General features: G+C 42.1%; 27 protein-coding genes and 1 pseudogene. 7 read left to right on the top strand and 21 right to left on the bottom strand.

Annotation, left to right across the window (positions count from 1 at the left end):
* Window positions 1-304 (bottom strand): hypothetical protein (locus HK413_RS13010; RefSeq protein ID WP_175270438.1); only part of this gene is annotated, 304 nt, incomplete at its 3' end.
* 55 nt (window positions 305-359) lie between these two features.
* On the opposite strand from HK413_RS13010, the gene HK413_RS13005 reads away from it, so the two are divergent.
* Window positions 360-1,580, top strand: a complete 1,221-nt coding sequence (locus tag HK413_RS13005) for a CotH kinase family protein (RefSeq protein WP_175270437.1) — start codon at window positions 360-362, stop codon at window positions 1,578-1,580.
* A gap of 17 nt (window positions 1,581-1,597) precedes the next feature.
* Here the strand turns inward: HK413_RS13005 and HK413_RS13000 are convergent, their stop codons facing one another.
* Entirely contained in the window at window positions 1,598-1,753 is a 156-nt protein-coding gene (locus HK413_RS13000; protein WP_175270436.1) for a DUF4287 domain-containing protein, read from the bottom strand.
* A gap of 214 nt (window positions 1,754-1,967) precedes the next feature.
* Between HK413_RS13000 and HK413_RS12995 the strand changes: the two genes are divergently transcribed.
* Window positions 1,968-2,189, top strand: coding sequence for a hypothetical protein (locus HK413_RS12995; protein WP_175270435.1), 222 nt, complete (start codon window positions 1,968-1,970; stop codon window positions 2,187-2,189).
* Window positions 2,190-2,394: 205 nt separating this feature from the next.
* Here the strand turns inward: HK413_RS12995 and HK413_RS12990 are convergent, their stop codons facing one another.
* Window positions 2,395-2,589 carry a cold-shock protein gene (locus HK413_RS12990; protein WP_175270439.1) on the bottom strand — a complete coding sequence of 65 codons (195 nt, stop codon included), beginning with the start codon at window positions 2,587-2,589 and terminating at the stop codon, window positions 2,395-2,397.
* Window positions 2,590-3,022: 433 nt separating this feature from the next.
* Here HK413_RS12990 and HK413_RS12985 point away from each other — a divergent pair, with 433 nt between their 5' ends.
* The 4 genes from HK413_RS12985 (at window position 3,023) to HK413_RS12970 (ending at window position 5,676) form a co-directional block, all read left to right on the top strand.
* Entirely contained in the window at window positions 3,023-3,346 is a 324-nt protein-coding gene (locus HK413_RS12985; RefSeq protein WP_175270434.1) for a hypothetical protein, read from the top strand.
* Between the two features lie 295 nt (window positions 3,347-3,641).
* The gene (locus tag HK413_RS12980) at window positions 3,642-4,157 is read left to right on the top strand and encodes a hypothetical protein (RefSeq protein WP_175270433.1); all 516 of its coding nucleotides are present in this window, start codon (window positions 3,642-3,644) and stop codon (window positions 4,155-4,157) included.
* Window positions 4,100-4,870 (top strand): hypothetical protein, encoded by a 771-nt coding sequence (locus HK413_RS12975; RefSeq protein WP_175270432.1) that lies wholly within the window; start codon window positions 4,100-4,102, stop codon window positions 4,868-4,870. Before HK413_RS12980 ends, HK413_RS12975 begins: the two co-directional genes overlap by 58 nt.
* Complete coding sequence (locus tag HK413_RS12970) at window positions 4,813-5,676, top strand: hypothetical protein (RefSeq protein ID WP_175270431.1); 864 nt, start codon at window positions 4,813-4,815, stop codon at window positions 5,674-5,676. The genes HK413_RS12975 and HK413_RS12970 overlap by 58 nt, the downstream gene beginning before the upstream one ends.
* On the opposite strand, the gene HK413_RS12965 is transcribed toward HK413_RS12970, so the two are convergent.
* The 3 genes from HK413_RS12965 to HK413_RS12955 form a co-directional block, all read right to left on the bottom strand.
* Window positions 5,669-6,070: a response regulator gene (locus tag HK413_RS12965; RefSeq protein WP_217452307.1), complete on the bottom strand. Its 402-nt coding sequence runs from the start codon at window positions 6,068-6,070 to the stop codon at window positions 5,669-5,671. The two genes, HK413_RS12970 and HK413_RS12965, sit on opposite strands and share 8 nt — an antisense overlap.
* A gap of 81 nt (window positions 6,071-6,151) precedes the next feature.
* Window positions 6,152-6,733 (bottom strand): thymidine kinase, encoded by a 582-nt coding sequence (locus tag HK413_RS12960; RefSeq protein ID WP_175270429.1) that lies wholly within the window; start codon window positions 6,731-6,733, stop codon window positions 6,152-6,154.
* Window positions 6,734-6,760: 27 nt separating this feature from the next.
* Complete coding sequence (locus HK413_RS12955) at window positions 6,761-7,231, bottom strand: hypothetical protein (RefSeq protein WP_175270428.1); 471 nt, start codon at window positions 7,229-7,231, stop codon at window positions 6,761-6,763.
* Here HK413_RS12955 and HK413_RS12950 point away from each other — a divergent pair.
* On the top strand, window positions 7,197-7,826 hold the full coding sequence (locus tag HK413_RS12950; RefSeq protein WP_217452306.1) for a hypothetical protein: 630 nt from the start codon (window positions 7,197-7,199) through the stop codon (window positions 7,824-7,826). The genes HK413_RS12955 and HK413_RS12950 overlap by 35 nt on opposite strands.
* A gap of 97 nt (window positions 7,827-7,923) precedes the next feature.
* On the opposite strand, the gene rodA is transcribed toward HK413_RS12950, so the two are convergent.
* The 15 genes and pseudogenes from rodA to HK413_RS12895 form a co-directional block, all read right to left on the bottom strand.
* Window positions 7,924-8,730, bottom strand: a complete 807-nt coding sequence (gene rodA / locus HK413_RS21585; RefSeq protein ID WP_317169591.1) for a rod shape-determining protein RodA — start codon at window positions 8,728-8,730, stop codon at window positions 7,924-7,926.
* Entirely contained in the window at window positions 8,727-8,888 is a 162-nt protein-coding gene (locus tag HK413_RS21580; protein ID WP_317169590.1) for a hypothetical protein, read from the bottom strand. The genes rodA and HK413_RS21580 overlap by 4 nt, the downstream gene beginning before the upstream one ends.
* The gene (locus HK413_RS21575; RefSeq protein WP_317169592.1) at window positions 8,857-9,108 is read right to left on the bottom strand and encodes an FtsW/RodA/SpoVE family cell cycle protein; all 252 of its coding nucleotides are present in this window, start codon (window positions 9,106-9,108) and stop codon (window positions 8,857-8,859) included. Before HK413_RS21575 ends, HK413_RS21580 begins: the two co-directional genes overlap by 32 nt.
* 2 nt (window positions 9,109-9,110) lie before the next feature.
* Window positions 9,111-10,220: a penicillin-binding transpeptidase domain-containing protein gene (locus HK413_RS18500; protein WP_317169589.1), complete on the bottom strand. Its 1,110-nt coding sequence runs from the start codon at window positions 10,218-10,220 to the stop codon at window positions 9,111-9,113.
* Window positions 10,217-11,176: a penicillin-binding protein 2 gene (locus HK413_RS18495; protein ID WP_246230522.1), complete on the bottom strand. Its 960-nt coding sequence runs from the start codon at window positions 11,174-11,176 to the stop codon at window positions 10,217-10,219. Before HK413_RS18495 ends, HK413_RS18500 begins: the two co-directional genes overlap by 4 nt.
* Window positions 11,173-11,625, bottom strand: coding sequence for a rod shape-determining protein MreD (locus tag HK413_RS12935; RefSeq protein WP_317169588.1), 453 nt, complete (start codon window positions 11,623-11,625; stop codon window positions 11,173-11,175). Before HK413_RS12935 ends, HK413_RS18495 begins: the two co-directional genes overlap by 4 nt.
* Window positions 11,626-11,682: 57 nt before the next feature.
* A complete protein-coding gene (locus HK413_RS20135) occupies window positions 11,683-12,003 on the bottom strand; it encodes a rod shape-determining protein MreC (protein WP_175270426.1) in 321 nt (106 codons plus the stop codon).
* Window positions 11,960-12,520, bottom strand: a complete 561-nt coding sequence (gene mreC / locus HK413_RS12925) for a rod shape-determining protein MreC (RefSeq protein WP_175270425.1) — start codon at window positions 12,518-12,520, stop codon at window positions 11,960-11,962. The genes HK413_RS20135 and mreC overlap by 44 nt, the downstream gene beginning before the upstream one ends.
* Before the next feature lie 77 nt (window positions 12,521-12,597).
* Window positions 12,598-13,620: a rod shape-determining protein gene (locus HK413_RS12920; protein WP_175270424.1), complete on the bottom strand. Its 1,023-nt coding sequence runs from the start codon at window positions 13,618-13,620 to the stop codon at window positions 12,598-12,600.
* A 135-nt stretch (window positions 13,621-13,755) separates the two neighbouring features.
* A pseudogene (gene purH, locus HK413_RS12915) lies at window positions 13,756-15,288 on the bottom strand (bifunctional phosphoribosylaminoimidazolecarboxamide formyltransferase/IMP cyclohydrolase).
* Between the two features lie 81 nt (window positions 15,289-15,369).
* Window positions 15,370-16,014 (bottom strand): MFS transporter, encoded by a 645-nt coding sequence (locus tag HK413_RS15595; protein WP_217452305.1) that lies wholly within the window; start codon window positions 16,012-16,014, stop codon window positions 15,370-15,372.
* The gene (locus HK413_RS15590) at window positions 15,993-16,595 is read right to left on the bottom strand and encodes an MFS transporter (protein WP_217452304.1); all 603 of its coding nucleotides are present in this window, start codon (window positions 16,593-16,595) and stop codon (window positions 15,993-15,995) included. Before HK413_RS15590 ends, HK413_RS15595 begins: the two co-directional genes overlap by 22 nt.
* Window positions 16,596-16,672: 77 nt before the next feature.
* A complete protein-coding gene (purN, locus tag HK413_RS12905) occupies window positions 16,673-17,251 on the bottom strand; it encodes a phosphoribosylglycinamide formyltransferase (RefSeq protein WP_175270423.1) in 579 nt (192 codons plus the stop codon).
* A 56-nt stretch (window positions 17,252-17,307) separates the two neighbouring features.
* A complete protein-coding gene (locus tag HK413_RS12900; RefSeq protein ID WP_175270422.1) occupies window positions 17,308-17,811 on the bottom strand; it encodes a DUF5004 domain-containing protein in 504 nt (167 codons plus the stop codon).
* 100 nt (window positions 17,812-17,911) lie between these two features.
* On the bottom strand, window positions 17,912-18,421 hold a 510-nt coding region (locus HK413_RS12895), incomplete at its 5' end, for an RluA family pseudouridine synthase (protein WP_175270421.1).

Genomic DNA, 18,421 nt, shown 5'->3' with positions numbered 1-18,421 from the left:
AACTATTGATTAATGATAAGAAGATATTTGCTATTAACTTTTTTAATAGCCGCAACCTTATGGGGTTGTAAAAAGGCAGTACCGGCAATGGTGCCGAAACCCCGGGTACTACAAATGATGAAGCTGGATTAACGTCAGTTAAAATAGAAGCTAAAAATAATGCGGGTAAAATAACAACAGATGTTACCTGTACAATCGCCGGCGACTCGATCACTGCTATCATTCCCGATAGGTTAACTATAAGGAAACTGGCCCTGACATTTACGCCGAAAACTGCCGGAACGGTAGTTAAAGTTGGCGACACAACGCAGGTAAGCGGCGCCACAGTTACTGATTTTTCTAAAAAAGTTACCTATTCTTTGACATCGCCAAAAGGCATTACAAAAACGTATAAGGTAATTTTACGCGAGTTTACCGGCCTGCCTATTTTGTACCTTACCACCAGCACTGGTGCCGACGTAACATCAAAAGATGTTTATATAAAAGGTAACATTGTTGTTGATGCTAATAACGGTTATCAGCAGGATGTAACCAATATCCCCTTACAAGTAAAAGGCCGGGGTAATTCTACCCGGACGCTGTTTCCTAAAAAGCCCTATAAGTTAAAGTTTAACAGCAAAGCCGCCATGTTGGGTATGCCCGCTGCTAAAAACTGGGCATTGTTAGCTAATTATAACGATAAAACTTTAATGCGTAACAAAATAGCCCTTGATCTGGGCAAACGCGTAGGTGCCGATTTTACTCCCGACAGCCGTTTTGTTGAAGTAGTTTTAAATGGAGAGTATTGGGGTAATTATTTACTGACGAGTGTAGTTGAAGTAAATGATAACAGGGTTAAAATAACCGAGTTGAAAACTACTGATACCTCACCAACGGCAATTACAGGCGGCTATGTTGTTGAATTAGATTATAAGCTGGATGCAACTTATAACTGGCGGTCTACAACCAAAAATTTACCTTTCACTATTAAAGAACCTGAAGAGCTTACGACTGATCAGTTTGCTTATATTAAAAACTATATGCAGACTACAGAAGACGCGCTATACGCATCAAACTGGACCGACCCGGTAAATGGTTACGCAAAATATATTGATGCCGACTCATTTATGCGTTGGTATGTGGTTAACGAAACAATGAAGAACCGGGATTCATGGGATTTTAGCAGCATATTTTATTATAAAGACCGTGGCGGCAAGTTAGGCATGGGCCCGATCTGGGATTTTGATATTAGTTCTGGTAATTGCTATTTAGATATATCAAAAAATCCGGCAAACTGGTACACCCGTAATGGTGCCTGGTTAATCCGCCTGGCACAGGATCCGGCGTGGAACCTAAGATGGCGAAACAAATGGAAAGCTTTAAGGACTAAAGAAGTGCAGCAAATTTTTACGGATATTGACAACAACGCCGCTTATCTTAAATTATCGGCAGAGGCCAACTTCAAGAAGTGGCCAATATTAGATAAATACGTATACCCTAACGCGGTTTATTTAGGCACGTATGATAAAGAGGTTGCCTATTTTAAGGATTACCTGACGCAGCGCATAGCCTGGATGGATGCCAACATAGGCAGCTATTAAATAGAAAGAGGGCCTATTTATCGCCCTCTTTTTTTGCCCTTTAACAACGCGTAAATTGCCATGGCATGGCCGTGACCCAAATCAAAATCTGTTTTAAGCCAGTTAACAATATCGCCTGCTTTGGTGGTGGCTTTTAATTGCCCGCCCCGGGTAAAGCCTTTTTCTTCGGCCAATTTTTTAAAATCACCCGGCGTTTGCCTGTTTTTGCCTGTATATTATCTAAGTATCCCCGAATGACATAATGTTATGAGATGTTTGTAACAAACATCGGTAACTGAGCGCGTATGTGCAAGCAATAAAGATTTAAATAAATATAGTATTATGTATTGCATAGTACCATATAAAGCATTATGTTTGTTGTGAATTAATAAATAGCAAACATATAACATGGAAAATTTAAAAATAACAGTAGCAGCCATTGGCTTACTAGCGCTGGCATTTGGCTGCCACATGGGCCAAAGGCACACAGTAATAGCGGAAAATAATGGTCACGAAAATACAAGGATCGAATACGGTGGCCGAACTTATTTTAATTACGATAGTACCGCTATCGCCAAAATAACGCCTTACGGCTTTGTTAAATACAAAAAGATAATCAAAGTATCGTAGCCGAAAGCGATAATAGCGGCAAGATAACCTACCGTATTAATGGCGGCGAAATACAAACTAAGTTAAATGCTGAGGATAAAGTGTTTTTGGCGAAAGCGGTTAAAGACATGATTAAACACGGCCATTATAAAGACTAATAAATTACGACATAAAAAAGCACCCCGACAGGTCGGGGTGCTTTACGATTAAGTTATGGAGTGATTTTTTAAATTATTTTCACATTTACCGCGGTAAGGCCTTTTTTGCCTTCTTCAATATCAAACGATACTTGGTCGTTTTCACGAATTTCATCTATCAAACCGCTTGAGTGTACAAACACGTCGCTTCTGTCGTTAGTTTGTGAGATAAATCCAAAACCTTTTTCGATATTAAAAAACTTTACCGTTCCTTCTTTTTGCATTATATATTTTATTAAGGGCGTAAGGTAGTCATATATAGTGGCATACCGGCTTGATCTGGCTATATTAAATTTCATTTACAGGTATTTATAATTATTTGTAGGCTGATATTCAATAAACTATACCTACCTTTAAACAATTACCGTACTAATACGTTTATTTATTGTCCGGTACTGGTACGGCGATATTAAACATCCGCACTGCATTACACCAGTATAATAGCACTAACTACTATCCTTAAAATTCCTGCTCTTGTAATAGGGTGTCTTTTTTGGCGTCACCACTAAAAATATCGTTATGAGCAAAGACAGAAAAACAGTTAAAGAAAAAAGAAGAGCCCAGCGCCAATGTCAACAAAAAGTTATCCAGCTATCAGTCTGATAAGGGATCAATGTCACAGTCGGATTCGTCGATAGGTAAAAAATCAAAATAATTATGAAAGAGCAATCAATAGAAAGCGAGACCCGTATGTATTTGTACGATCTCAATAATACTGCCAAAGAATTTGGTTTTAAAGGCGAAGACAGATGGGAACTTACGATGGTAACCGATACAGAAAGAAAAAAGATCCAAAAGGATTTTTACCCAACTATAGCCGCTAAAATTATTCCTGAATTTTTATTGCAGGTATTTAATTTAACCAAAGAGCGGCTTAACCAATCATTCAGTAAAACTAACGATGAGGCAGCTAACCGCAATGTAGCAGTAAGCGAACTAAATTATATTGTAGCGTTTAATCCAAAACGCCCGCGCGCTTAGTTTTTACGCATTTAAATCCCATCTTTTGGATGGTATAGTAATATGCCTTGCACTATTGTGTGTTAAGGTATATTCTGTTTTAGCGCACCGGTTATTAAATAAAGTTAATAACAGCGCTACTACTATATTTCTTAAATATTAACTTTACCCTAACCCCGGGGTTATAGACCGAAATAAGTTTTTTCATGAAGACAATATCACAGTTAGCAATAGCTTTAACCATGCTATGCTTTGCATTTTTGGCAAACGCAAAACCTCGTTATGATAAAGAAGTAATCATCCAGACGATTCGCTATTGGTTGCTTTTGATGCCGGTACCGGCGCATTGGTACGCATGGAACGGAAATCAACCCATTGGTTGATAGAACGCCGGCCAGAGTTGGGCACGTCCTTCAGGATGTTGGTGCCGTTACCAAAACAAAGAAGCAATTATATAATGGGCCAGGGCCAGCCTGCCCGGGTCGAAAAGATCTCAGAGTATGAAGTAAGAATCCACTGGGATAAACTAACCAGCGACCATGGCGGCGTTTTATCCATGAAGTTTACGGGTACTGTCACTCTAAATAAAGGAGAGCTTACCTTTACCGGATCGCTTGAGAATAACTCGGCATTAACTGTAGAGACTATTGACTACCCCTATCTCGGCGACTTTACCCGCCCATCGGCAAACGCGCCCATGCAGGCTAAAACCATGTGGTATGGCAACTTAGAGTCGGCAGAGTTATACCCTAACTTCGGGAACGATAAAGGCTATTGGGGCACGTTTACGGCCATGAAAACATTCGACTCGCATCGCAGCCTTTTTGCCTGATCCAGGCGCCGGGGCAGGGTATGTATGTGGAGATGAAGGATCCTTACCAACAATATTTATTGCAGTTTACCTTCAATCAAAACCCGGGTGTAGAGCAATCTGTAAACGCAGCGGTACCTAATGTTGATATGATTGACGGGCACCCCGTAAACTTAGAATTCAGGACTTGCCATTTTATATTTGCGCATCCGCATACCACCTTTAACCTGGTGCCGGTTGTGATGAAATGTTATAGCGGCGATTGGCATAACGGCGTGGATATTTACAAGCAATGGCGCAATACCGGGTTCAAGCAACCACATGTGCCTGCCTGGATAAACGATGTACACTCGTGGTTCCAATTGCAAATAAGCTCGCCCGAGCAGGACTACCGGGTTAAGTACAAGGACCTTGTACAGTATGGCAAAGAGTGCGCAGATAACGGCATTACCGCTATACAATTGGTTGGCTGGAACGAAGATGGCCAGGATGGCGGCGACCCAAGCCAAAATACCGACCCGGGATTGGGCACAAAGCAGGAATTGAAAAACTCCATCTCGCAGATACAAGCAATGGGCGTTAAAATGATCATGTTTGGTAAATTAAACTGGGCCGATAAAAGCAAGGATTGGTATAAAAAGAATTATATAAATACGACGCCACCGACCCATATGGCGTGCCCTATGAGCATGGCGGATACAGCTATTACACACCAACACAATTGGCCGGTATAAACACCCGCCGTAGGGGAGTTATGGATTTTGCCAGCCCTGCCTACCGTAATTTAATTACCAAAGAATTTCAGAAACTGCTGGACCCGGGCGGCTCGGGCTGGTTATTTGACGAGAACTGCCACCACGGTCCGGTTAAGTATAGCTTCGCGACAGATCATGGATACACCGCGCCGGGTTATATTTACGGGGGCGACATGCCTTTGGCTTCACAATTGCGTGCTGCGGCTGATAAGATAAGTCCTGATTTTCTTTTCGCAGGCGAGGGGCATATGGATTGGCTGATGCAATATTATTCAACTTCTTATTTCAGAATAAATGGCGGCTCAACTCCCGTATGCCGGTACCTCGACCCGCAAGCTCCGCTTATTGTAGCCGTAAATGGGTTTGATGATCGCGAAATGCTGAACCTGATCATGATGGAACGCTACATTATTAGCTATGAGCCGTTCAACTTCAAAGGCCATATCACCGATTTTAAAATGACGCTTGATTACGGTAAAAAAATAGATGCATTACGCAAACGCTATCGCGCTTATATATGGGATGCCGAGTTTCATGACACCTTAGGCGCAACCGTTACAGCCAGCGGACCCGTAAAATATTCGGTATTTACAACTACCACCGGTAAACGGGCGGTCATAATAGTTAACCCTATGCGTGCTGCAATCAGCAGTAAAGTAAGCATTCCAAACCAGGGGAAAATTAATGGTAGCATCGCCGGAGGAACAGGACGCGGTTGCAACAGACGGAACAGTGCAAATTCCACCACGCTCTGCAGTTGTTGTTATGGAGCAGTAGTTATTTAATATGCTTTTTTACTATTGCGGTAAGCTCTGTCAAATCAAAAGGTTTGCGTAAAAACGCGTCGGCTAAACCGTTTTTGGCAATTTCTTTAATATTACTTACTGCCGATATAATAATTACCGGGATATGGCTGGTAGCAGGGTTGCTCTTCAATTCGCGGCTTAACTGCTCGCCATTGGCATCGCTTTTCCATTCGGTAAGCCAGTTGTCCAGCAGTATCATATCCGGGGCTATTTCAGTTACAGATTTCAGAATTTTAGAATTTTCTGAAGAGATAACCTCATAATTTTCCTCTTCTAATACATAAACAATAGATTCTCTAATGTCTTTGTCATCCTCAATTACTAATATCTTTTTCGCCATTTCAGTATAGGTAATAACACCTATAACAACCAACCATAGGCCTTTTGTTTTACCGCAAGCCAAAAACTGGCAGAATTATGACGAAAAAGACAGTAAGCTAATATGTAAATGGCCTTAAAATGATTTGCTGTTATAGCAAATGCGGCAGCGTGGCTCATAACTATCCTTTTCGCCAAGCAATACTTTTTCTTTACTGGGCACCAAACGGTAGGAGTATAGTGCGGGGTTACCGCAGCGAAGGCATACGGCATGTACTTTTGTTACTGATTCGGCAATTGCCATCAGCGTAGGCATGGGGCCAAAGGGCCGGCCTTTAAAATCCATATCCAGGCCGGCTATAATTACGCGGATGCCTTTGTTGGCTAAAGTTGTGCAGACATCGGGGAGCTTATTGTCAAAAAACTGTGCCTCGTCAATACCGACGACCTGTGCATGGCCAGCTAATAATAGGATCTCTGACGATTTACTTACCGGGGTTGAGGCCTGTGCGGTGGCGTTATGCGATACTACATCGGTTTCATCATAACGTACATCCAGCTTAGGTTTAAAAACTATAACACTTAGTTTTGCATAACGGGCCCGGTTTATCCGGCGGATCAATTCTTCGGTCTTACCCGAAAACATGGATCCGCAGATAACCTCTATCCCGCCACCGCTTTCGTTTTTTCGCTTAAAAATCTCTTCGGTGAGCTGCATTGGTAAACTTTTTGTAGAGGCCTAATATCAGAATTTAATGCTTAATTTTGGTAAGCATTTTTCTAAAGTATTGCAATGAACCAACTGGATGTATTTAATAGGATTGGCGGGATTATAAATGAGCTTAATGAGCAGTATAAATACCGGAATCAAACCCACAAAAGTTAAACGACCTTGAGCTGGAATTATTTGTAGCCAACGCCCACTTTTAGCGGACCATGCCGAAATATTAAGCAAACTGCAATCGCGCGTTATAACCGAAAAACCACAGGAGATTGCCCAGAAAGTAGACACAAAAGCCGAAAGCATAGTTGAAGAAATAATAAAAGTTGCACCTGTTACAAGAGTAACCACAACACCCGAACCCGTTAAAGCAATAGAGCCTCCAGCTAAGCCAGTGGAGCCACCTGTTAAACCAGCCGAACCCGTGAAAAGCTTGATTGAAAAGTTTTTTGAACCGGTAGTGCAACAACCGAAGCGCGATTTAAAACGCGGCATTGAATTGGCAGATACAGCTAAAAAAGATGAGCCCGTACCGCATATAGACCTGGCAACCGAAGCCCCAAAAGATAGCTACACGTTTATAATGGACGAACCCGAAGTTATAAGGCACGAATTAGTTGTTGATGAGGATGATGATATCGGCGAAGATATTGAAGAAACGTCAGTAGAAGAAGAGGATGAAGCTGATGAAATAATAGCTGCTGATGAACCTGCCCCACAGGTTAAAGAGGTTGCACCAGCTGAAAAAAGGATGAGCCCGCCAGGGGATAAAGATGATGTAATGACTATCAATCAAAAAATATCAGCGCAAATGGGCAGCGCTAATAATATCACCGAACAGGCCGGAGTACAACCGGTAACCAACCTGAAAGCAGCCATCACTCTTAATGATAAACTTTTATATATTAAGGACCTGTTTAACGGCTACAGCCTTGCTTACAGCGAAGCTATTGAGATACTGAACCGCTTTAACACATTTGAAGAAGCTAACAGGTTCCTTAACAAAAACTACATCGCCAAAAATAACTGGGAAGCCAAGCCGGAAACTATGGATAAGTTTTTCGCGCTTTTAAAGAGAAGGTATAGTTAATAATAGTGATTAGAGGTTGGTGATTGGAGTTAGGTGATAGAGATAGTTTTTACTACGACAGACCTAATCTCTAATTAACAAATCACTAATCTCTAACCTACGCGTAAATCATCCCCATCCTGTTCGAATCCAGCTTTATCAGTATAAACAGCATAATAGTAAAGCTGAGCAACGATGAGCCCCCATAACTTATTAAGGGCAGGGGGATACCTATGGATGGTACAATACCTATGGTCATCCCGATATTAATAACTACGTGGAAGAAAATTATGGACCCTACTCCATAGGCATAGATCCGCGAGAAAGGCGATCGCTGTCGCTCGGCGATGTAAATTATCCGTAATACCAGCAACAGGTATAATCCCAGCACTACAACAGATCCGGCGAAGCCGAACTCCTCGCCAACAGTGCAGAAGATATAGTCGGTGCTTTGCTCGGGTACAAACGAGTACTTGGTTTGGGTACCTTTCATATATCCTTTGCCCCAAAGCTTACCAGAGCCAATAGCAATTTTTGATTGGTTAACATTATAACCCTTGCCGCGCGGGTCGCTGGTTAAGCCAAGTACAATATCAATACGTACTTTTTGATGCGGTTTTAATACTTTATTATACAGAAATTGCACGCTAAAAACAAAGGTTATTAATATGCCCGCGCCAATAAGCATGGTTAGCATCAGCTTTCTGTTTCGCTTAAATAAAAATATAACTATTGCAGTAACCGCCACTATCCCGCCAATAACCAGGGGCAAGTTATTTAGCTTAAGGGTTAATACAAACAGGGCAATAAACAGGCCTTCCAATATCAAGAAGTAAGGCGATAGGCCCTCGCGGTATAAAACAAATAATAACGAGCTAAATACTAAAGTTGACCCGGCATCTGGTTGCAGCAAGATCAGGATCATCGGGAAAAGATGATGCCCGCGGCTATAGCAAATGATTTTGGTTCGCTTACCTTTATATTAGCTCCGCTTAAATAACGGGCCAGCAACAGGCAGGTGGCAAACTTGGCAAACTCTGAGGGTTGCAGCCTAAAGCCGCCCGGTAAAGAGATCCGTGCCACGGTTACCGCCTACATTTCGGCCAATTACCAACACCAGTATCAATAATAATGTGGTTATGGTGTATATAGCCGGTGCAAGTGCAGAGAGTACCCTGCTTTCTAATAATAAAATAAATATACCCAGTACAACCGCAACAATAACAAATATAAACTGCTTGCCGTAGTTTGTATCCGTGTCGACTATGGAGTGGTTTTTAGGGTCATATACCGCCGAGTGGATGCTTAGTATGCCAATTGTACAAAGCGCCGGTAAATAAATACCATTAGCCAGTCTACATTAAAAAAGAAGCTGCGTTGCTGGTTACTCATCATCTTTAGGTTTAATGGCTGCCGGTATTTAACCGGTAACTGGTTTTTATTGTTTGCCGATTTAACCGGTGCTTTTTTACGCATCGAATCGGCTTTTAGTTTTTTAATACTATCCGCTTTCGCTTTTTGGGCCGGGGTTGTTTTAACAACAATTTCAGGCAGCAGGTTAGCATTCATATAATAATTCGGCTCAATGCCAGATGGGCGGCTGGTAATACTATCGCGCAAATACTTTTCAACTATAAAACTGGCTATAGGCGCGGCCCGGGTAGCACCCTGTCCGGAATTTTCGACCACTACCGCTATTGCTATTTTAGGATTTTCTCTTGGCGCGAAGGCTACAAATACCGAGTTATCTTTTCCATGGCTGGTTTGCGCTGTGCCGGTTTTACCGCACATTATTATACCAGTATTTTTTGAGCCGGCGGCTGTACCCACATCAACTACTTGCTGCATGCCGTCAATAGCAGGCTCAAAGTATTGGGCATCTACCCCCACATAATTTTTAACAGTATATTCACTTTTTATGATTTGCTTATCGCCGATAGATTTGATAAGGTGCGGCTTATAATAAAAGCCACGGTTAGCAATGGTAGCTTCAATGTTAGCCAGTTGTAATGGGGTGGCTTGTAACTCGCCCCGGCCAATTCCTAAGGAGATAACAGTACTTGACCGCCAGCCACCTTTGCGATATAATTTATCATAAAACGATGCTTTAGGCAAATAGCCGGGTCCTTCAGCCGGCATATCCAGATCAAGCCGTGACCCTAAGCCAAACTTGGCCACGTTGTTTCGCCAAATGGTAAAGCTGGTGTCGGTTTGTTTTGGGCCTTTACGATTGATCAGTTTCTCAAAAACCATATCAAAATAGCCATTGCAAGAATGAGCAACTGCCTCCCTTAGCGTAACCAATCCATGCCTTTCGCCATGAAAACACGGGATCCTACGGTTACCTGCCTGGTAATAACCCGGGCAGTTGTAGGTGGTTTGCGGAGTAATAACGCCTTCCTGCATGGCAATCAATGCACTAAGCGGTTTAAATGATGATCCCGGGGGTAGTTTGCCCGGATGGGTCTTATTAAAAAAGGCTTATAAGGATTATCATGCAACCGATTATAGTTAGCCCCGCGTTCGTGGCCTACAAGTGCGTTAGGATCGTACCCGGGGCTGCTTACAAAGGCCGGATCTCGCCGGTTGATGGCTCGATAGCTACAATACTGCCTACTTTGTTTTTCATTAATTTTTCGCCCAGCTTTTGAAGCCTTAGGTCTAATGATGATGTTAAGCGCTCGCCGGGTACAGCCAGGGGTATCGTAGGCGCCGTTAGCATACGATCCTTTTTGTATCCCTCTTGAATCTACCATCATATTTTGTACGCCGCGCTGCCCACGTAACACCTCTTCATAAGACTTTTCGACCCCTGATATACCGATATAGTCCCCCAAATGATAGTAACCGCCAGACTTTGCAATTTTATCAGGTGATGCTTCGCCAATGTACCCTAAAAACTGTGCAGCAACCGAATCAGGGTAGGTGCGGATAGGGTGGGGTTGTACAGAAAACCCCCGGAACTCTGATAACCGTTCCTGTAATGATGCTGTTAATTGCGGCGATAGCTGCTTCTCAAATGGCGAAGATAAGTTTGGCGAATATTTAATGGCTTTTGCAAAGCGCTTGTCAAACTCTGGTTTATCTATGCCGATAAGTTTGCAAAATTCCAGCGTATCAAAAGGTTTAACTTCTTTAGGTATAACAGTGATATCATATACCAGGTCATTACTAACCAGTACCTTGCCGTTTCGGTCTAATATGGGCCCGCGGGCCGGGTATTGAATAATTGGGCGGATTACGTTTTTATTAGCATACAGGGCATATCTATCATCAATTATCTGGATATAAAATAAGCGTGCAAGAAGTATTAAAATAATGGTAATAAATATGCCCCCAATTACATATCTCCGCTCAAAAAATTGATTCATTTACGTTCTTTACTTTTAAAGAATAACAACCCCGAAACCAATATCAAAAATACGGTAAATAATGAGCTTAGTAAAACCCGGCCAAGCGTATATTGGATCTCAGAGAAACGAAAAACTTCCATGTTGAACAGGAAGAAATGATGAAAAACTGTTAGGATAAGCGCATAAGTGAAAAACCACCTGAAACCCATAATACTTAACGTAGGTTCCGGCTCATTGTCAAAACCTTCCTTTTGTACGGTTATGCTGATAAATAAGATACGCACAAATGCTAATAATACGCAGGCTGTAGTGTGCAACCCCGGCGTATCGTAAAAAGCGTCAATGGTTAAACCTAATATAAAGGCTAATATAAACAGTACCAGGTTTGGTGTTTCAAACGGTAACAACAGGATAAAAAGAATGTACAGGTACGGCGTAGAAAGATTATAAAGCGTAATGTTTTTCAATAAAAAACCTGTATAAAAACCAGGATTATAAACCTGAGTATATTAATTATTATGGCCCTACTCATCTTTTTTCTGCTGAGCCTCCAATCCCAATTGCTCTTGTGCCAATTTGTTATTTACTACGTAAACGTATTGCAGTTTACTAAAATCAACAGCTATGCTTACATCCATGTTTAAGAATGCGCCTTTGGCTGATTTTGAATGAAGGTTGGAGATTTTACCGATAGGTATACCTGCCGGGAATAACGACAGATCGGAAGTTACCACCAGCTCATTCAATTTTGGCGTAGCGTTGTTTGATACGTTATACAATAACCCTACATGCGGATCAAGGTTATCGCCCCAGATAAATGAACCCGTGGTCTTTAGTGCCTGCAAGCGCGGCGCTTATAATTGTTTCTTTATGAAGCAACGATTGTACTACTGATAGGTGTTCGCCTACAAAAACCACTTTACCTACTACACCCTGCGCACAAATAACCCCCATACCTTTTACAATGCCGGCGCGGCTGCCTTTGTTTATAGTGAGGTAATTATTACGATGGTTAGTAGAGTTGTTTATTACCGCGGCATCAATATATTCATACTGTTGCTTGTAAATGGTATCAATCACCTTATGGTGGGCAGCAGAATCTATATAAAACGAAGTTTTAAGCTGCTCGCGCAGCTTTGCGTTTTCGCGTGACAGGCTATCATTTACCTCGCGCAGGCTTATGTAGCTTTTCAACTGATCAACTTGTGCGTATAAATTGCCGGTAACCTGGTTGGTACTGTTAATGAAAGTGGCTTTTTGAAAAGAGTTGTACTTGATATAAATAACCAATGCACTAACCTCAAATATAATAAACAGAAAAAACGCGTTGTACTTGCTGATGAAGATTAACAAATTACGCATTGTAGGTGACGAGTTTTGAGTAATGAGTTTTGAGTAGTAAGCAACTCATCACTCACTACCCAAAACTCACGACTAATTTACTGCATTAAAAATTTAAAATTACCAATATTTTTAAGAGCGGTACCTGTACCACGTACTACCGCGCGTAACGGATCTTCGGCAACGTGTACCGGTAATTTTGTTTTGGCAGAGATCCTTCTGTCCAAACCACGCAATAACGCACCGCCACCAGTTAAATAAATACCAGTTTGGTATATATCCGCTGAAAGCTCCGGCGGAGTGATCTCTAACGCTTTTAATATCGCTTCTTCAATCTTCGAAATTGATTTATCAAGGCAATGTGCAATCTCTGTGTATGATACCATGATTTGTTTTGGTACACCGGTCATTAAGTCGCGGCCCTGTACGGCAAAATCTGTAGGCGGGTCGCTAAGCTCAGGCAATGCTGCACCAACTTCTATTTTAATTTTCTCGGCAGTACGGTCGCCAATCATAATGTTGTGCTGGCGACGGATATATTGAACGATATCAGAATCAAAGTTATCACCTGCTACGCGGATAGACTGATCGCAAACGATACCAGATAAGGCAATAACCGCGATCTCGGTAGTACCACCACCGATATCGATGATCATGTTACCCATAGGTTCTTCCACATCAATACCAATACCTACCGCTGCTGCCATTGGCTCATGGATAAGGTAAACCTCTTTGGCGCCTGCAATCTCGGCCGAGTCGCGCACCGCACGTTTCTCCACCTCGGTAATACCCGATGGGATACAGATAACCATACGTAACGATGGGAAAAACCACCCTTTGCCCCGGTTTATCATTTTTATCATGCCGCGTATCATGTGCTCGGCAGCGTTAAAGTCGGCAATTACACCATCTTTAAGCGGGCGCACCGTACGGATATTGTCGTGGGTTTTACCCTCCATTTGCATGGCCCGGCGCCCAATGGCAATAACCTTGTTGGTTGTGCGGTCAAAAGCAACTATCGACGGTTCGTCAACAACAACTTTATCATTATGTATGATGAGGGTATTTGCGGTACCTAAATCTATAGCTATCTCTTGTGTGAAAAAATTAAATAAACCCATTTGTAGTTTGCTTCAAAAATGTTTGCAAAGTTGTTAAATTTAGTTGATTAGTTGGAATAAGTGATTAAGAGAACGGTTTTATTTTGAAAATAATATAAATTATTCACTTAATTACTTTTTACGACTCACTAAACCTTAATGTTTAAAATGACGGACACCGGTAGTAACCATGCTTATGCCTTTTTGGTTAGCCATATCAATTGATAATTGATCTTTGATAGAGCCGCCGGGTTGTAAAACAGCAACTATGCCCGCATCAGCAGCGATCTCTACACAATCAGGAAACGGGAAAAATGCCTCTGATGCCATAACTGCTCCTTTTACATCAAAGCCAAAAGCCACGGCTTTTGCTAATGCCTGTCTTAATGCGTCAACACGCGACGTTTGACCTACACCGCTGGACAGCATCTGGTTGTTTTTTACCAATACAATGGCGTTGGATTTTGTGTTTTTTGTAATCTTGTTGGCAAGGAAAAGGTCCTTCAATTCCTGCTCAGTTGGCTGGCGTTCGGTCACTGTTTTCATGTCTGCAGGGCTTTCAATCACCAGTCCTTATCCTGCTCGATAACACCGTTTAGTAAAGTTTTAAATTCTTTTTGCGGTAATTCAACCGGTTGGCGTACTAATACAATGCGTCCTTTACGTGCCGTAAGAATGCTAACAGCTTCATCTGTATAAGCCGGCGCTATCAACACCTCGTAAAACAACTTATCTATTTCTGTAGCAGTTTCCGCGTTTATCTCTGTGTTAGTAATAATAACGCCACCAAAAGCCGAAACCGGGTCGCAGGCAAGGGCATCTATCCACGCTTCTTTAATAAACTGGCGGGTAGCTACGCCACAGGCGTTAGTGTGTTTTAAGATGGCAACTGTTGGTTCGGTAAATTCATCTATCAATGCAACAGCAGCATCAACATCTACCAGGTTGTTGTACGAAAGTTCTTTGCCCTTATCGCTAAGGCTATTAAACATGGCATCAAGGTTACCGTAGAACACACCACTTTGGTGAGGGTTTTCGCCATAGCGCAAAGTTTTACTGGTTAATATACTGTGTTTAAATACCGGTAGCGGTTCGTCCTGGTTAAAATATTGGAAGATGGCCGTATCGTAATTTGACGTAATGTTAAATGCTTTTTTAGCGAAAGCTTTACGCTGATCGATCGTCGTTGTTCCGTTTTGGGTCTTTAATAAAGTGTCAAGTTCTGTATAGTCATCTTTCGATGCTAAGATCACAACATCCTTAAAGTTTTTTTGCCGCTGCGCGGATCAACGAGATACCGCCAATGTCAATTTTCTCAATCACATCATCATGGCCCGCGCCTGATTCTACCGTTTCTTCAAAGGGATAAAGATCTACAATAACCGTGTCGATTTCCGGGATCTCGTATTGCGCTAATTGCTCTTTGTCGCTTTCATTGCTTCTGCGTGCCAATATGCCGCCAAATACTTTTGGGTGCAGCGTTTTTACGCGACCGCCAAGGATAGACGGGTAAGAGGTAAGGTCCTCAACCGCAATCACATCAACCCCAAGGCTGCGAATAAAGGTTTCGGTACCACCGGTCGAGTATATGTTAACTCCTAAACGGCTTAACTCTTTAATAATGGGTTCCGTGTTATCTTTATAATAAACTGAAATAAGGGCATTTTTAATGGCAACAGGCTGACTCATTTAACTGATTTTTTGAGCCGCAAAGGTAAGTATTAGAGATTAGAGATTGGAGATTAGTGATTAGTTTTTTTGAAAAAATGTTTACACTTCCGTAAACTCCAACTCCTTGCCATATGTCTCATCCAAAAACCAGGCTGCGGTAATCCCTATAGCAAATATGATCAAACCTGTTACCCAGCCGCCAACAAGGTAGTTGCCAAAAAACTCGCGGGTAAACTTAAAAAGCAGGATCATTAAGGGTAAAGTACCGCGCACCATGTTAGGGATACTAATACCCGCCGATGCACGCAGGTTGGTGCCAAATTGCTCAACACTGCTGGTTATATAAACCACGTTTAACCCGGCTCCATAACCCAGGCCGGCACAAATAAAGTAGAACCATGCCGGGCTGCCGCCACTTTGCAAAAAGTAAAGTACAGTAAATATTATGGCTATGCTATAAAATATAAACAGCGTTTTTTTGCGGCTTTGTAAGCGCTGACTCAACCAGCCTACGCTAAAATCGCCGGCAGCGATGGCCATGTACAAGTACATAATTGCTGTGCCTGGTTCCACGCCATTTATGCCCATGGCTTTGCCAAACTGGTCTGAAAAAGTAACCAATATCCCAATGATGTACCACACCGGCAAACCTATCAGTATGCATTGCATGTATTTTGCAAACCGTTTCCAATTATTAAAAAACATCAGGAAATTACCTTTGCTTAAAGTAGTTGACTCCTGCACGGTTTTAAATATGCCGCTTTCCTGAACCTGATCCGCATTATCAATAATATAAGCCCCAAAACACCGCCAATATAATAGCAGGTGCGCCAGTCTACCATCTTACTAATTAACGATGCAGCCACCACGCCAAACAAACCAAAGCCCGCAATAAAGCCCGCGGCCATGCTGCGTTTTTCTTTAGGTAGTAATTCGCTTACAAGGGTTATGCCTGCACCAAGCTCGCCGGCAAGGCCAATGCCTGCTATAAATCGTAAAACTATATATTGGTTTAAAGTGGTGACCATACCGTTGGCCAGGTTGGCGATAGAGTATAACAAAATCGACCCAAACAAAACTTTAAGCCGCCCTTTTTTATCACCCAAAATACCGAAGATGACACCGCCAATAACCATGCCTATCATTTGAATACTGATCAGGAGTTCACCTTTTGAAAGTATGTCGGCAGGATTTAATCCAAGCGATGCCAGGCTCGGTTTGCGGATAATGGCAAATAATAAAAGGTCATAAGTATCGACAAAGAAACCAAGCGCGCTAACGATAACGGCAAGCTGGAAGATACTGGTAGATTGTTTGGAGGTCATTGTGGTTAAAGATTGGTTTTTGTTGGCGGATAAAAATACACCTAATCTTCAATCTTTAATATCTAATCTTTACAAAATCAGCTTTTCATTTTTTTGAGGAGGTTCTCAATCACTTTAGGAAAATGCAGGTGCTCTAACTGCTGGCCTTTAAATTTTACCATTTCCAGGTTATCGCCGGGCTCGATCTTGAATTTAGATTGATGGATGATCTCACCCTCATCAAACTGTTCGTTCACAAAATGTATGGTAATGCCCGATTCTTCTTCGCCGGCATCTAAAATAGCTTTATGCACATTATCGCCATACATGCCTTTGCCACCATATTTGGGTAACAGGGCGGGGTGAAGGTTAATAATTTTATTTGGGAAAGCAGCCAGTAAAGATTGTGGTACCAGCCATAAAAAACCGGCGAGAACTATCAGGTCAACCTGTAAGGTTTTAAGCATGCGGATAACATCATCGCTGTTATAAAACTCGTTGCGGGTAAAAACGTGCGATGGGATCTCGAAGTTATCGGCCCGTTGCAATACATAGGCCTGCGGATTGTTTGTCAATATTAATACAACTTCGGCTTCTGCACTGCGTTTAAAATGCTCCATTATTTTTTGAGCATTTGATCCTGATCCTGAAGCAAAAATGGCTATTCGTTTTTTCAAAATTGTAAATAAAAGTTAGTTACGACCCAAATATAAAAGTTTAAGCCATTTAAACACTATTGCGCGGCAGCTTTTTGCCTTACAAAACCATAACGTATAACCTTACGTTTTGTGTTGATGGTATAGTTTTGAATGTCACCGGTTAATAATACTAACGAGTACTGCCCAATATTATAGATCTGTGCATTGGCAAACGGTTTAGAACTGCCCACCACCGAAGTGTCCTTACAAACGATATCAGAATTTAAAAACAGGTTGTTTTCTGCCAAAGCCCAATGCCCGCTGGCTGTTGGTTGATGTACGCAATTAAAATTTGTGTAAGTGCAGGTTTTATCCTCTTTAAAAGTAAAAACCTGGGTGGTATCGCAAGTGGTATTTAAGGTGGTATCTAATTTTATGGTATCACCTACAGAAATGGTATACCTAACCGATGCCAGTTGCCATGACCCGCTGGAGAAAAGGGTTTCGATATTATTTTGCTTATCCTTTTTGCAGGAGTTGCTCAACAGGTTTATCAATATCAACCCCGCTATAAACAGAAATGGTAATTTATTTTTCATTTAACAGACGGCACAAAAATAAAGATTAATGGCCATTGATATATAAGTTAAGGTAATTATAACTGTTTTAAATCAGTATTATTTTATCTCTATGTTTTGGCTAACCCATCATCCCCTCAAACTTTTCCCAAAAGCCATCTTTAGGTACCGGTGCGGTAATCAGTATCGGCTCTTTTTTTATGGGATGGATAAACTGCAGTCTTCGGGCGTGCAGGCAGATGCTTTTTCGCAAGCTTCCGCGCGGATAGCCATATTTATTATCGCCGACTATGGGGCAGCCCGGGGTTGATAGTTGCACGCGGATTTGGTGGGGTCGCCCGGTTATCGGGTCAACCTCTATCAGGTAATAGCCATCCAGCTCGCCAACCAGTTTATAGTTCAGTTCAGACCGCTGGCTGCCGGGCACTTCACGGTCGTGTGCTTTAGTGACGTTTTTCTGCGGATTTTTGATAAGGTAATGCACCAGTGTGCCGGCTATTGGATTAGGGCGTTTGCGCACTACGGCATAGTAGGTCTTATGCATTTCGCGAGCCTTAAACATTTTGTTTATCCGCTCTAACGCCTTGCTGGTTTTGGCAAACAGGATAACCCCGCTAACGGGCCTGTCTAA

The sequence above is a fragment of the Mucilaginibacter humi genome (genome assembly GCF_013087555.1).
Note: the sequence above shows the minus strand (reverse complement) of the source record. Positions and strands in the feature narration are given on the sequence as shown.